The organism is Alistipes sp. AM16-43 (assembly GCF_003435745.1).
In the GTDB taxonomy this organism is placed as follows: domain Bacteria; phylum Bacteroidota; class Bacteroidia; order Bacteroidales; family Rikenellaceae; genus Alistipes; species Alistipes onderdonkii.
In genome coordinates this window covers 669,221-683,196 of sequence record NZ_QTUQ01000001.1, presented here as the reverse complement: position 1 = coordinate 683,196, position 13,976 = coordinate 669,221, and the positions used below count along the sequence as shown (strand labels likewise).

General features: G+C 60.6%; 12 protein-coding genes. 6 read left to right on the top strand and 6 right to left on the bottom strand.

Features of this window, described 5'->3' with window-relative positions:
• Positions 1–117: 117 nt before the first annotated feature.
• Positions 118–714: an RNA polymerase sigma-70 factor gene (locus tag DW189_RS02835; protein WP_018696008.1), complete on the bottom strand. Its 597-nt coding sequence runs from the start codon at positions 712–714 to the stop codon at positions 118–120.
• A gap of 143 nt (positions 715–857) precedes the next feature.
• Here DW189_RS02835 and DW189_RS02830 point away from each other — a divergent pair, with 143 nt between their 5' ends.
• The 4 genes from DW189_RS02830 (at position 858) to DW189_RS02815 (ending at position 5,588) form a co-directional block, all read left to right on the top strand.
• Positions 858–1,940, top strand: a complete 1,083-nt coding sequence (locus DW189_RS02830; protein WP_117506800.1) for a PHP domain-containing protein — start codon at positions 858–860, stop codon at positions 1,938–1,940.
• 97 nt (positions 1,941–2,037) lie between these two features.
• Positions 2,038–3,213, top strand: coding sequence for a mannitol-1-phosphate 5-dehydrogenase (locus tag DW189_RS02825; RefSeq protein WP_117506799.1), 1,176 nt, complete (start codon positions 2,038–2,040; stop codon positions 3,211–3,213).
• On the top strand, positions 3,210–4,208 hold the full coding sequence (locus tag DW189_RS02820) for a glycerophosphodiester phosphodiesterase family protein (RefSeq protein ID WP_117506798.1): 999 nt from the start codon (positions 3,210–3,212) through the stop codon (positions 4,206–4,208). The genes DW189_RS02825 and DW189_RS02820 overlap by 4 nt, the downstream gene beginning before the upstream one ends.
• Positions 4,209–4,229: 21 nt before the next feature.
• Positions 4,230–5,588, top strand: a complete 1,359-nt coding sequence (locus DW189_RS02815; RefSeq protein ID WP_117506797.1) for an MFS transporter — start codon at positions 4,230–4,232, stop codon at positions 5,586–5,588.
• 146 nt (positions 5,589–5,734) lie between these two features.
• On the opposite strand, the gene glmS is transcribed toward DW189_RS02815, so the two are convergent.
• From glmS to glmM, 5 genes are all read right to left on the bottom strand, one after another.
• Positions 5,735–7,579: a glutamine--fructose-6-phosphate transaminase (isomerizing) gene (glmS, locus tag DW189_RS02810; protein WP_117506796.1), complete on the bottom strand. Its 1,845-nt coding sequence runs from the start codon at positions 7,577–7,579 to the stop codon at positions 5,735–5,737.
• A gap of 205 nt (positions 7,580–7,784) precedes the next feature.
• A complete protein-coding gene (locus DW189_RS02805; protein WP_117506795.1) occupies positions 7,785–8,567 on the bottom strand; it encodes an inositol monophosphatase family protein in 783 nt (260 codons plus the stop codon).
• Positions 8,568–8,571: 4 nt separating this feature from the next.
• Positions 8,572–9,939, bottom strand: coding sequence for a dipeptidase (locus DW189_RS02800; protein ID WP_117506794.1), 1,368 nt, complete (start codon positions 9,937–9,939; stop codon positions 8,572–8,574).
• A 12-nt stretch (positions 9,940–9,951) separates the two neighbouring features.
• Positions 9,952–10,389, bottom strand: a complete 438-nt coding sequence (locus DW189_RS02795) for a copper resistance protein NlpE (protein ID WP_117506793.1) — start codon at positions 10,387–10,389, stop codon at positions 9,952–9,954.
• A gap of 19 nt (positions 10,390–10,408) precedes the next feature.
• Positions 10,409–11,800: a phosphoglucosamine mutase gene (gene glmM / locus DW189_RS02790; RefSeq protein ID WP_117506792.1), complete on the bottom strand. Its 1,392-nt coding sequence runs from the start codon at positions 11,798–11,800 to the stop codon at positions 10,409–10,411.
• A gap of 125 nt (positions 11,801–11,925) precedes the next feature.
• On the opposite strand from glmM, the gene DW189_RS02785 reads away from it, so the two are divergent.
• A complete protein-coding gene (locus tag DW189_RS02785; RefSeq protein WP_117506791.1) occupies positions 11,926–12,804 on the top strand; it encodes a nucleoside phosphorylase in 879 nt (292 codons plus the stop codon).
• A 40-nt stretch (positions 12,805–12,844) separates the two neighbouring features.
• Positions 12,845–13,969: a DNA polymerase III subunit beta gene (gene dnaN / locus DW189_RS02780; RefSeq protein ID WP_117506790.1), complete on the top strand. Its 1,125-nt coding sequence runs from the start codon at positions 12,845–12,847 to the stop codon at positions 13,967–13,969.
• Positions 13,970–13,976: the final 7 nt, after the last annotated feature.

Here is a 13,976-nt window from a genome sequence, read left to right as displayed (position 1 = left end):
ATACAGCCGACCCGCCCAAACCACTTACCGGAAATTGAAAAAATCGGGAGCGGGATCAAACGAAAAAGCGCCGGGATACTATGTATCCCGACGCCTTGGGGTCTGTGCCGCTCCGGCCTATACGCCCCGCATGAAGAGCAGCGAAAGCAGCAGCAACAGTTGTTCCTTGGAGAGTTTCCGGCGCAGTTGCTTGAGCGCCGCATACATGTGGTTTTCCACCGTGCGCGGCGAAATGCCCAGTTGCTCTCCGATCTCGCGGTTCGAAAGGTCTTCGATGTAGCTCAGACGGAACACTTCGCGGCATTTGGGCGGCAGCGACTCGATGGCCGCATCGAGGCTGGCGCGCAGGTCGTCGTTGTAGAGTTTCTGCACGACGGGGCTGTTGTCGGGTGCATAGTACGAGCTGCCCAGCGCGGCGATGCGCTCCCGGTAGTAGGCGCCGTATTCACCGGCGCGCCTGTTCTTGTCCAGGTAGTTGAGCGAGCGGTTGTAGACCGAACGCAGCAGGTACTTGTACAGCGAGTTCGAATCGTCGAGCGTCTCCCGCCGCTGCCATACGTTGTAGAACACGTCCTGCACCACGTCCTCGGCCCAGTCGTCTTTCAGGAACAGGCGGGCGTAGGAAACCAGCATGGCATAATATTTCCGGCACAGTTCGTCGAACGCCTTGCGGTCGCCCGCGCGAACCCGTGATATAAGCGAGATTTTCTCCATCGGATAATCAGATTCGGTACAAAAATAAACATTCTCGCCGAACGAAACAATGTCCGGTGCCTTTTTTAATTTTTTTGTAATCCGGTTAGGTGGTTTCCCGCGATCGGTTGTATTTAATATGACACGACCAAACTACACGACCGATGAGAAAAAACCTTACCCTCGCATTTTTTGCCCTTTTCTGTGCCCTGACCGCCGCCGCACAACTGCATAACGACGATGTCCACGTCCATGAGGCCGTCAGCCGCCAGAACTACCGCCAATACCTCCGCATACCCGACATCGGCGGCTATATCACGCTCAAATGCGATTTCCACGTCCATTCCGACATCTCCGACGGACAGGTGTGGCCCGTCGGCCGGGTCAACGAAGCGTGGAACGACGGACTGGACGCGATCGCCATGACCGACCACATCGAGGTGCACAAGAACGCCGACATCATCCGTTGCGGCCTCAATAAACCCTACGAACTGGCCAAGGCACGCGGCGACATGATCGGGATGATCGTGATCCCCGGTGCGGAAATCACCCGCAAGAAGCCGTTGGGGCACATCTGCACGCTCTTTATCCGGGATGCCGACAAACTCGACGTCGAGGACGAGATGCAGGCCGTCGAGGAGGCCTGCCGCCAGGGCGCCTTCCTGCTGTGGAACCATCCCGGCTACCCCGACCGAAAAAGCGACATCTATCCCGTCCACGAACACCTGATCGCCCAGGGCAAACTCCGCGGCGTCGAGGTGTTCAACAAGACCGAATCCTATCCCCGCGCATTCGACTACGCGGTTCAGTACGGCCTCGTGCCGTTCGCCAACAGCGACATACATTATATGAGCGGGAGCATCTATCCCGTGCGCGGCAGCCGTCCGATGACCCTGGTCTTCGCCACCGCCCGCACGGCCGGGGCGATCCACGAAGCACTCCTCGCCGGGCGGGCCCTGGCCTGCTTCGACGGCAACCTGATGGGGCGCGGGGAGTACATCGGCCAGATGATAGACGCTGCGCTCGAAATCCGCGAGATCCGCCAGGTCAACAAGACCAAACGCACGTTCGAGATCGCCAACAAGTCCGACCTGCGTTTCGCCGTCCGTCCGGCCTCCTACGACTATCCCATGCCCGTCTATGCGGGGCAGGTGCTGCGCATCGACATCACACAGGGCGAGGAGGTCGAATTCACGAACTGCATCCTCGGCAAGGGCAGGTATTACACCCGCATATTCTGGGAATAGGGCGCAGGGCATACGCCGCCGGGGCTCAGCGCTGCGACGGGCCGCGGCAACCGATACGGTATTTTGTTACAGAAGCTATATTTAAACCACGAATGCAATGAAGAAAGCTATTCAATTCGGAGCCGGGAACATCGGCCGCGGATTTATCGGCGCCGTGCTGGAACAGGCGGGCTACCATGTGGTATTCGCCGATGTGAACGAACAGGTCGTCGCGAGGATCAACTCGGACAGGGCCTATACGGTTCAGATCATGGACACGGTCTGCGAGCAGATGCGCATTACCGACATTTCGGCAATGGACTCCCGGAGCCCGGAACTTGCCGCCCAGATCGCCGGGGCGGAACTCGTCACCACGGCGGTGGGGCTGACCGTGCTGCCCCGCATCGCCGGGGCCATCGCGGCGGGTATCGCCGCACGCAGGGATGCAGGCGTCACCGAGCCGCTCAATGTCATCGCCTGTGAAAACGGCGTCCGCGCCACCACGCAGCTCCGGGAGGCTGTCCTCAAGCACCTCGACGAGGCCCAGCGTGACTGGTGCGAGCAGTACGTCGGCTTCCCCGACTGCTCGGTCGACCGCATCGTGCCGCCGGTCAAGAGCGAGAACCCGATCGACGTGGTCGTCGAACGCTTCTTCGAGTGGAACGTCGAGCGCGCCGCATTCAAGGGCGCCGTGCCCGAAATCCCCGGCATGAATCCGGCCGACAACCTGATCGCCTATATCGAGCGCAAGCTCTTCACGCTCAATACCGGCCACGCCATCACGGCTTACCTGGGACGGATGAAAGGCTACATGACCATCTGCCAGAGCATCTCCGACGAACATATTCATACCATCGTGAAAGCCGCCATGCGCGAAAGCGGACGGGGGCTGGTGGCGCTCTACGGCTTCGACCGCGACGCCCACTTCGCCTATATCGACAAGATCATCGGGCGCTTCCGCAACCCCTACCTCTGCGACGACGTGACCCGCGTGGGACGCGAGCCGCTGCGCAAGCTTTCGGCAGGCGACCGCCTCGTCAGGCCCATCCTCACGGCCCGCCGCTACGGTATCGGCACGCCAGACCTGCTGCTGGGCGTCGGCGCCGCGCTGCATTACGACAACCCCGAGGACGTGCAGAGCGTGGAAATGCGCCGTCTGGTCATAAAAGAAGGCGTCAAGGCCGCCCTGGCCCGCATTGCCTCCCTTCCCGACACCGACCCGCTGCTGCCGCTCGCCGCACAAGCCTACGACGAAGTGGAACGTATCATCGCCAAAATCCCCGAAGCACAATGAAAAGACCGAGCCCCCTTCTCCTGCTCCTGGCCGTATGCTGCGCCGCCGTGCTGCCCGCGTGCGCCCAGGCCCCGATACCGCACGCCGTGCGGATCGGGTCGATCGAAGAACTGCAAGCCTATTTCACCTATGACCCCGGCCGCGACATCATCGTCAGCGGACACCGCGGGGGTATGATGCCCGGCTATCCCGAAAACTGCATCGAATCGTGCGAAAAGACGCTGTCGATGATGCCGACCTTCTTCGAGGTCGACTTCAGCTTCACCCGCGACAGCGTCATGGTACTGATGCACGACCTGACGATCGACCGCACGACCACCGGCAAGGGGCGCGTGGCCGACTATACCTACGAAGAGCTGCAACAGTTCTGCCTCGTAGACCGCGACCGCAACGTCACCCCCTACAAGATCCCGCGCCTGAAAGACCTGCTGGAATGGGGCAAGGACAAGGTCGTCTTCAATTTCGACAACAAGTACATCAACACCCGAGGCGTGAGCGACGAGGTGCGCCGCGCCAGCCTCGACTACTATATCAAGCAGTTGCAGCCGGGCGGCGACTGGTCGATGTACCACAACATCATGCTGAGCGTCCGCACCATCGAAGAGGCGCTCTACTACTGGGAGCACGGCATCCGCAACGTCATGTTCTGCGTCGAGATCAGCTCGATGGAACATTTCAGGGCTTACGACGCATCGCCCATCCCCTGGAAATACATCATGGCCTATATCCGCCTGGCCGTGAACCCCGACCTGCAACCGGTCTACGACCTGCTGCACGCCGAGGGCGTCATGACGATGACCTCGATCACCGGCTCGTCCGACAAGGTGAAAAACCCCTACGACCGCCGTGTGGCCTACCTGCGCGAGCTGGTCGCCGAACCCGACATCATCGAGACCGACTACCCGTCGGAATTCATCGGCTTGCCGTGGACGCGCGATGCGATCCACGCCCTGCAGGAAGCTGCGATGCGCAGCCACCGCACCAACCTGAAGTAAAACCCGAACCAACCTGAATAAATGTCTGCAAAACAACTCAATCCGGCCTACGACGGCATGACCGACCAACAGGTCAAGCGTTTCAAATACTGGGAATTCCGCACCATGGCGATGTGCATCTTCGGCTATGCGCTCTTCTATTTCGTGCGCAAGAACCTGAGCATCGCCATGCCTTATCTCAACGAGGAGATGGGCATCTCGAAATCCGACCTCGGCCTGTTCCTCACGCTCCACGGGCTGATCTACGGGCTCTCCAAATTCTTCAACGGCATCTGGGGCGACCGCAGCAACGCACGCTATTTCCTGGTGACGGGGCTCGTCTTCTGCGGCATCTGCAACCTGCTTTTCGGGTTCAGTTCGTCGGTGCTGGCGCTGGGTATCTTCTGGGTACTCAACGGCTGGTTCCAGGGCATGGGCGTCCCGCCCTGTACGCGGCTGATGACCCACTGGATCGTCCCCGAGCGGCTCGCCACCAAAATGTCGGTCTGGAACACCTCCCACTCGATCGGCGCCGGCCTGGCCATCATCTTCTGCGGCTACGTCGTCAGCCTGAACTGGGGCGCATGGTTCGACGCCTCGTCGATCCTCTCGCAGCACTGGCGCTGGTGTTTCCTGCTCCCGGCGACGATCGCCATCCTGGGCGCCGCCGTCGTCTGGGCTTTCGTGCGCGACACCCCCTCGTCGGTAGGGCTGCCCGAACTGAAGACCGGCAAGGCGGCCCCGGCCGACGCCAAACCGCATACCAAGGCCGAAGAAAAAGCCGAACACAAGGCGTTCCTGCGCCGCAAGGTCTTCCTGAACCCGACGATCTGGATCATCGCCGTGGGCAATTTCTTCGTCTACATCGTGCGCTTCGCCGTGCTGGACTGGGGGCCCACGATGCTCAAGGAGCACCTCCACATGGACATCAGCCACGCCGGATGGACGGTCGCGGCATTCGAAATCGCCGGCATCGCGGGTATGCTCGCCGCAGGCTGGGCCACCGACCGTTTCTTCGGCGGCCGCGCGCCCCGCACCTGCGTGATCTGCATGCTGATGACCGCGCTCTGCCTGGTGGGGCTCTATACCCTCAATGAACATACGCCGCTGGCCGTTGCCATCGCCATTCTGATGTCGGCCGGATTCTTCATCTACGGCCCGCAGGCACTCGTCGGCATCGCCGCGGCGAACATCGCCACCAAGCGCGCCGCCGCCACGGCAGGCGGTTTCTGCGGCCTGTTCGGCTACGGCAGTACGATCGTCTCGGGCTGGGGGATGGGTATGCTGGTGCAGTACACCGACTGGAGCGTAGCGCTCTACACGCTGGTCGGCATGGCGCTTGTCGGCACGGCGGTCTTCGCCGCCGCATGGAAGGCCAAGCCGAACGGCTACGACGACTGACGCAGTTTTAGGTTAATGATAATTGTGTGTAGAGAAACCCCCGCAGACTTCCTTGACTGCGGGGGTTTCCGTTGGTTGGATCTCTCGGGCGGGTCGGTTCGCACAGCCGTCCAGACAGCTCTTTTCCGGCAGGCCGCGCCGGGAGGTTATTCCACCGTCACCGACTTGGCCAGGTTGCGCGGCTGGTCGACGTTGCGGCCCTTGTTGACGGCGATGTAATATGACAGCAGCTGCAACGGCACCGACACGACGATCGGCATCAGGCAGTCGGTGACCACCGGCACCTCGATCGTATAGTCGGCACTGCGGCGCACATGCGTGTCGTCGCGGGCGATCACGGCGATGATCTTGCCGCCCCGGGCGCGGATCTCCTCGATGTTGCTGGCCGTTTTCTCGTAGGTGTTGTCCGGCGTTGCGATCGCCACGGTCGGCATCTCGTTGTCGATAAGCGCGATGGCGCCGTGTTTCATCTCGGCGGCGGGGTAGCCCTCGGCGTGGATATAGGAGATCTCCTTCAATTTGAGCGCCCCCTCGAGCGCCGTGGGGTAGTTGTAGCCGCGCCCCAGGTAGATAAAGTTGTGCGCATAGGTAAATATCTTCGAGAGGTCGGCGATCCGGTCGCCCAGCCCGAGCACGTCCTCCAGCACGGCGGGCAGCTCCAGCAGTCCCTTCGCCACTTCGCGGTAATACTCTTCCGTCACGGTGCCCTTTTCGCGGCCTACGGCCAGCGCCAGCATCGCCATGACGGTCACCTGTCCCGTGAAGGCCTTGGTCGAAGCCACGCCGATCTCGGGCCCCACATGGATGTATGCCCCCGAGTCGGTCGCCCGGGCGATGGACGATCCCACGACGTTGCAGATGCCGAAGACGAATGCCCCGGCCTTGCGGGCCAGCTCCACGGCGGCCAGCGTGTCGGCCGTCTCGCCCGACTGCGACACGGCGATCACGATGTCGTCAGCATTGATGATCGGGTTGCGGTAGCGGAATTCCGAAGCATACTCCACCTCCACGGGGATCCGGCATATATTCTCGATCAGGTGCTCGCCGATCAGCGCCGCATGCCACGATGTCCCGCACGCCACGAATACGATGCGGCGGGCCGCGAGGAATTTCCCGCGGTTGTCGATCACGCCCGACAGCTTCACCTCGTACGTGTCGGGGCTTATGCGCCCGCGGATACAGTCTACGATGGTCTTGGGCTGCTCGTATATCTCCTTGAGCATGAAATGCGGGTAACCGCCCTTTTCCAGCTGCGAGATGCTCATCTGCAGCTTCTTGATATCGACCCGGCCCTCGTGGTTGTCGAGCGTGACGATCTTGAGGGGCTTATGGCGGTTGATGACGGCAATCTCGCCGTCGTTCACATAGACGAAATCCTGCGTGTATTCGATGACCGAAGCGGCGTCCGAGCTGAGGAAAAATTCCCCCTCGCCGATGCCAATGGCCATCGGGCTGCTCTGGCGCGCGGCGATGATTTCGTCGCGGTTGCCCTTCTCGATCACGGCGATGGCATAGGCGCCCACGACCTGCCGCAGGGCCTGCTGCACGGCTTCGAGCAGCGTACAGTCGCCCGTGGTGCGGATGTACTCGATCAGGTTCACGAGCACCTCGGAATCGGTGCTGCTGCGGAACGTGTAGCCGTTCTCCTCGAGCGCGTCCTTGAGCACCCGGTAATTCTCGATGATGCCGTTGTGTATCAGTGCGATGTTCTCCGATTCGGAGTAGTGCGGATGGGCGTTCACGTCGTTCGGCACGCCGTGCGTCGCCCAGCGCGTATGCGCGATGCCGATGCTACCGCCCAGTTCCTTGCCCTCGAGGAAATGCTCCAGGTCGGAGACCTTGCCCTTACACTTGTATACGTTGAGCGCACCGTCCTTGCCGACCATGGCGACCCCCGCGCTGTCGTATCCGCGGTATTCGAGCCGGTGCAAACCCTTCAACAGAACCGGGCAGGCCTCGCGCCCCCCGACATATCCTACAATCCCACACATTCGTTCTCAAAATTTTTATCCTGCCAAAAATAAGAAAAAATTTTAAAGACAGATTCCCGCCGTAAATAAAAAAGGACATCTGGGCATAATTTTGCGCCATTTGTCGCAAACGGACAAATGCCTCCGCCCGCAAAAAAACGGGATGCAGACCGCATGTCCGCACCCCGTAACAATTATCTGCCGTCTCAGCGTCCCGCCGCCCGGCCTATCGGATATATTTGAGCATCTCCCCGACGAGCGCCTCGTTGCCCGCGGCCTGCGATACGCCGCGGTTGCGCCTGAAATCGCAGACGACGCCCCCGGCTTCCCGCACGATCAGGTTCGCGGCACAGACGTCCCATTCGTGCAAATCCAGCTCCCAATAGCCGTCCAGCAGCCCCGCCGCGATGCAGCTCAGGTCATAGGCCGCCGATCCCAGCCGCCGTATGTCGCGCACATAGGGTACGATCCGCGCGACGTTGTCGCTGTTGTTGTCCGGATTGACATCCTTGTCGTAAGGGAAGCCCGTGGCGAGCACCGACGTGGCGAGCGTCCGTTTTTCGGAGACCCGGAGGCGCTTCGCCGCGCCGTCGCCGCATTTCATCCATGCGCCGCCTTCTCTGCTCGCCCAGAACAGCTCCCCGAGGTAGGGTGCATAGACCACCCCGACGACGGTTTCCCCCTTGTGCTGGAGTGCGATCGACACCGAGAAGATCGGCAGCCCCTGGCTGTAATTGGTCGTACCGTCGAGCGGGTCGATCACCCAGCGGTAATCGCTCCCCGCCGTGCCCATTACGCCGCCCTCTTCGCCCAGTATCCCGTGACCGGGATAGCGGCCGAGGATCGCCTGCACGATGTAGGCTTCGCTCTCCTTGTCGGCCCGCGTCACCACGTCGTACGCGTTCGATTTGGTCTCTATCCCCAGGTCGTTGCCCCGGAAATAGGCGAGTTGGATCTCCCCGGCGCCCTTTGCGAGCGGGAAGATGAAATCCAGGAATTCGTCGTACATGGCGCTATTTCTCCGCTGCGAAATACTTGTAGAACAGCGGGATGGTCTCCACGCCCCGGTCGAACTGCTCCAGCCCGTAGCTCTCGTTGGGCGAGTGGATCGCGTCCTCCGCGAGCCCGAAACCGATGAGCAGCGACTTGATGCCCAGGATCGACTCGAACCCGCTGATGATCGGGATCGAACCGCCCGAATAGAAGGGCAGGGGTTTCTTGCCGAAGGTCTCGGCGATGGCCTTCTGCGCGGCCTTGTAGGCCGGCATGTCGGTCGGTGCCACATAGGGCATGCCGCCGTGCAGCGATTTCACTTTGACCTTCACGCTCTTGGGCGCTATCGACCTGAAATATTTTTCGAACAGCCTGCTGATCTTGCGGTAGTCCTGGTTCGGCACCAGGCGCATCGAAATCTTGGCCGAGGCCTTCGACGGGATCACCGTCTTGGTTCCCTCCTCGGTGTAGCCGCCCCAGATGCCGTTGACGTCGAGCGACGGGCGCACGCCCGTGCGTTCCAGCGTCGTGTAACCCGCTTCACCCTCCACATCGCCGATCGACAACGATTTCTTGTAGGCCGCAAGGCTGAACGGGGCCTTGTTGAACGCCTTGCGCTCGGCGGGCGTCAGCTCGCGCACGTCGTCGTAGAACCCGGGGATCGTCACGCGGCCGTCCTTGTCCACGAGCTGCGCCACGAGGCGCGTCAATACGTTGGCCGGGTTGGCCACGGCGCCGCCGAACAGCCCCGAGTGGAGGTCTTTGTCGGGGCCCGTCACCTCGACCTCCATATAGGCCAGCCCGCGCAGGCCGCAGGTGATCGACGGGGTCTGCATCGAGATCATCGAGGTGTCCGACACCAATATTATATCCGCCTTGAGCATTTTTTTGTTCTGTTCGCAGAACTTGTAGAGGCTCGGCGAGCCGATCTCCTCCTCGCCTTCGAGCATGAATTTCACGTTGCAGGGCAGGCTCTCCGTGGCGCACATCGCCTCGAATGCCTTGGCGTGCATCCACAGCTGCCCCTTATCGTCGTCGGCACCGCGCCCCCAGATACGGCCGTCCTTTATGACCGGCTCGAAAGGCTCCGTGCGCCACTCCCCGCGCGGATCCACGGGCATCACGTCGTAGTGGCCGTAAACCAATACGGTCTTGGCCTTGGGATCGACAATCTTCTCGGCGTAAACGACCGGGTTGCCCTCCGTCGGGAAGACCTCGGTGCGGTCGGCGCCCGCCTTTGCGAGCGCCGCGGCCAGCCATTCGGCGCACCGCGTCATGTCGGGCTTATGCTCGCTCTGGGCGCTGATCGAAGGAATGCGGAGCAAGTCGAACAACTCACTGATAAAACGTTCTTTATTAGCTTCTATATAACTTTTTACTTTATCCATCCGGCAAGGGTTTTATTCGGTTTTCTTCAATACGTAATTTTCGGCCAGCGCCCCCGTGACGGGTTGTTTGTCGGCGTCGAGCTTGCGCACCTGATTCTCCTCCACTTTGTAGTACTCCGGCTGCCCGTCCATCGGGGTCAGCGTCAGCAGGTTCCCCTTCACCTTGTAGGTGCCCTTCTCGTCGAATTCCGAGTCGCGTTCCAGGTATTTCATGTGCAGGCTGTACGTGCCGTCCTTCTTCAGCGTGAGGCGCATGTCGATCCCCGGGCAGTCCGCCGCCGGGAAAACCCCGGTGTATGTCCCCTGATAGTCGAGCGAGCTCTCCGCATCGTGCATGTCAACCTTCACGGCATCCGCTTTGACCTCTTCCGTTACGGTCTTCTTTTGCTGATTGCCCCCGCAGGCGACAAGCGTTATCGCAGCCGCGAGGATCATGACTTTATTCTTCATAGTCGTTTCGTGTAAATGTTTAAATATTGCATATTTCCCTGATTTCCCCGATGAACCGCTGTGCCAGCGCCTCGGCCTCGGCCATCGACTTCGCCTCGGTATAGACCCGGATAATGGGTTCGGTATTCGACTTGCGCAGGTGCACCCAGTTCTCCGGGAAGTCGATTTTCACGCCGTCCGTATCGTTCACGTTCTCATCGGCATAACGTTCCTTTATCTCACGTAGTACTTTATCCACGTCGATCGCCGGTGTCAGCTCGATTTTATTCTTCGACGCATAGTATGCCGGATAGGTCGCACGCAACTGCGTCATGGTCATCCCCGTCTGTGCGAGCCATGTCAAAAAGAGTGCCGTCCCGACCAGCGCATCGCGCCCGTAGTGCAGCCCCGGGTAGATCACGCCTCCGTTGCCTTCTCCGCCGATCACGGCGCCTACCTCCTTCATCCTGGCCACGACGTTCACCTCGCCGACGGCCGAAGCATAATATTTGCCGCCGTGCCGCTCCGTCACGTCGCGCAGCGCCCGCGACGAGCTCAGGTTGGAAACGGTGTTCCCGCCCGGGTGCTTCGTGAGAATGTAGTCGGCCACAGCCACCAGCGTGTACTCCTCGACGAACATCGAGCCGTCCTCGCTGACCAGTGCCAGCCGGTCGACATCGGGATCCACGACGATCCCCAGGTCGGCCTTCTCGCGGCGGATCACCCCGGCTATTTCGGTCAGGTTCTCCGGCAGCGGCTCGGGGTTGTGGGCGAATTCGCCCGTGGGGTCGCAGTTCAGCTCCACGACCTCGCACCCCAGCCGCCGCAGCAATTCGGGCATCACGATGCCGCCCACCGAATTCACGGCGTCCACGACGACCTTGTAGCGGCGCGCACGGATGGCTTGGGCGTCGACCAGCGGGAGTGCCAGTACCTGCGCGATGTGCCGTTCGTTGAACGGCTCGCGCGAAAGGACGCGCCCGATGCCGTCGACGGTGGGGTATTCGTAATCCTCCTCTTCCGCCATCGCAAGCACCTGTTTCCCCTCGGCGTCGCTGAGGAATTCCCCGTCGGCGTTGAGCAGCTTCAGGGCGTTCCACTGGCGGGGGTTGTGCGAAGCGGTGATGATGATGCCGCCGTCGGCCTTGTGCGTGATGACGGCCATCTCGACCCCTGGCGTGGTGCACAGGCCGACGTTTATCACATCCGCACCGCACGCCAGCAGGGTACCTTCGACCAGGTCGGCGACCATCCCGCCCGAAATCCGTGCGTCGCGGCCGACGACTATGGTAAGTTTTTTGCCCGGGTTGCGGCGGGCGGCGAGACGGGCGTAAGCCGTGGTGAACTTCACCACGTCGGGCGGCGTCAGGTTCCCGGCCTGGGCCCCTCCCACGGTGCCCCGGATGCCGGAAATGGATTTAATCAATGTCATATTTCAAGGCTTTGATGCGGAGTTTCCGCTATACATATATTTATGAAAAATTCCCTTCGAAGTTTTGATATTCGAGGTAAATATATTACTTTTATGCCAATTATGAAAATTTAAAAACGACTATTATGAGAACGATTCCAGCTTCCGAATTGATTATCAACGACGACGGTTCCATTTTCCATCTGCACCTGCTTCCGGAGCAGTTGGCCGATACGGTGATCCTCGTCGGGGATCCGGGCCGCGTGGCCCTCGTGGCGGAACATTTCGATACGAAAGAGTGCGAAGTCGCAAACCGTGAATTCAAAACGGTGACCGGCACCTATAAAGGCAAACGCATGACGGTGCTCTCGACGGGCATCGGCATCGGCAACATCGACATCTCGGTCACGGAGCTCGATGCGCTGGCCAACGTCGATTTCGCCACCCGGCAGGAGAAGGCCCGAAAAAGGCAACTCACACTGGTCAGGCTCGGCACGTCGGGGGCCATCCAGCCCGACATCAAGGTGGGGGAGTTCGTCTTCTCGCGCACGTCGGTAGGCTTCGACGGCCTGCTCAACTACTACAAGGGCCGCAACGAGGTCTGCGACCTGGAGATCGAAAAGGCTTTCATGGAGCATGTCGGCTGGAACGAGCTGCTGCCCAAACCCTATTTCATCGACGCCGACAAGACGCTCTTCGAGCATTTCAGCGACGTGACGCGCGAGGGCATCACCATCGCCGCCCCGGGCTTCTATGCGCCGCAGGGCCGCTGGGTTCGCCTCGAACCGCAGGACGCGGAGCTCAACGCGAAAATCGAATCGTTCGGCTACCACGGCCGCCGCATCACCAATTTCGAGATGGAGGGCTCGGCGCTGGCCGGCCTGGCAGCCCTGATGGGACACCGCGCCGCGACCATCTGCACGATCATCGCGCAGCGTATCGCCCAGAATGTCGACACCGATTACAAGCCCTTCGTGCGCAAGATGATCTCGACGGCGCTCGACAAATTGGCAGTATTGAAATAAGCAATCCATATAACAGAAAATAAAAGAAAGGAAACAACGTATGAAATTTTCAGTATCAAGCTCGGCCCTGCTTTCGCTTCTGGCTACCACCGGCAAGGTTATCAGCAATAAAAACACGCTGCCCATCCTGGATTACTTCCTCATGGAGCTCAATGGCAACGAACTGAAGGTCACCACTTCCGACCTCGAAACGACGCTCATAGGCTCCATCACGGTCGACAGCGTGGAAAGCGAGGGCACCATCGCGGCCCCCGCCAAACTGATGCTCGACTCGCTGAAGGAGTTTTCCGAGCTGCCGCTGACCATCGACGTCAACGACAAGAACTGGGAGATAACGATCAACTGGAAGAGCGGTTCGCTCTCGATCCCCGGCGCCAGCGCCGTGAGCTATCCCGCCGTGCCGCAGCTGAGCGCCGAGAAGAAGGAGCTCCGGCTGGATGTGGACATGCTCGTGAACGGCATCAACAAGACCATCTTCGCCACGGCCGACGACGAGTTACGCCCCGTGATGAACGGCATCTACATCAACCTCGCACCCGGGGCACTGACGTTCGTGGGAACCGATGCACACAAACTCGTGAAATACGAGTCCGAGGCCGAAAACGAGGTCGGCGCATCGTTCATCCTGCCCAAGAAACCGGCCAACCTGCTCAAGTCGGTGCTCCTGAAGGAGGACGACGCCATCGAGGTCAGCTTCGACTCGAAGAACGCCATGTTCAAGCTCAAGAGCCACACGCTCGTATGCCGCCTGATCGAAGGCAACTACCCGAACTACAACGCCGTGATCCCGGCCAACAACCCCAACAAAGTGCTCGTCGACCGCATCGAGCTGGTGAACGGCATCAAGCGCGTGGCCGTCTGCTCGAACCCGACCACCAACCTGATCCGCATGGACATCGGCGACAACCGGATCAACCTCACGGCACAGGACATCGACTTCTCGGTTTCGGCCAACGAGACCATCTCGTGCAGCTACGACGGCGAGCCGATCTCGATCGGTTTCAAATCGACGTTCCTGGTCGAGATACTCTCGAACATGGACACCCCGACCGTGGTGGTCGAACTGGCCGACTCAACCCGCGCGGGCGTATTCAAACCCGTCTACGACGACAAGCAGACCAGCGCGACGCTCATGCTGCTCATGCCGATGATGATCAACGCATAACGTCCGG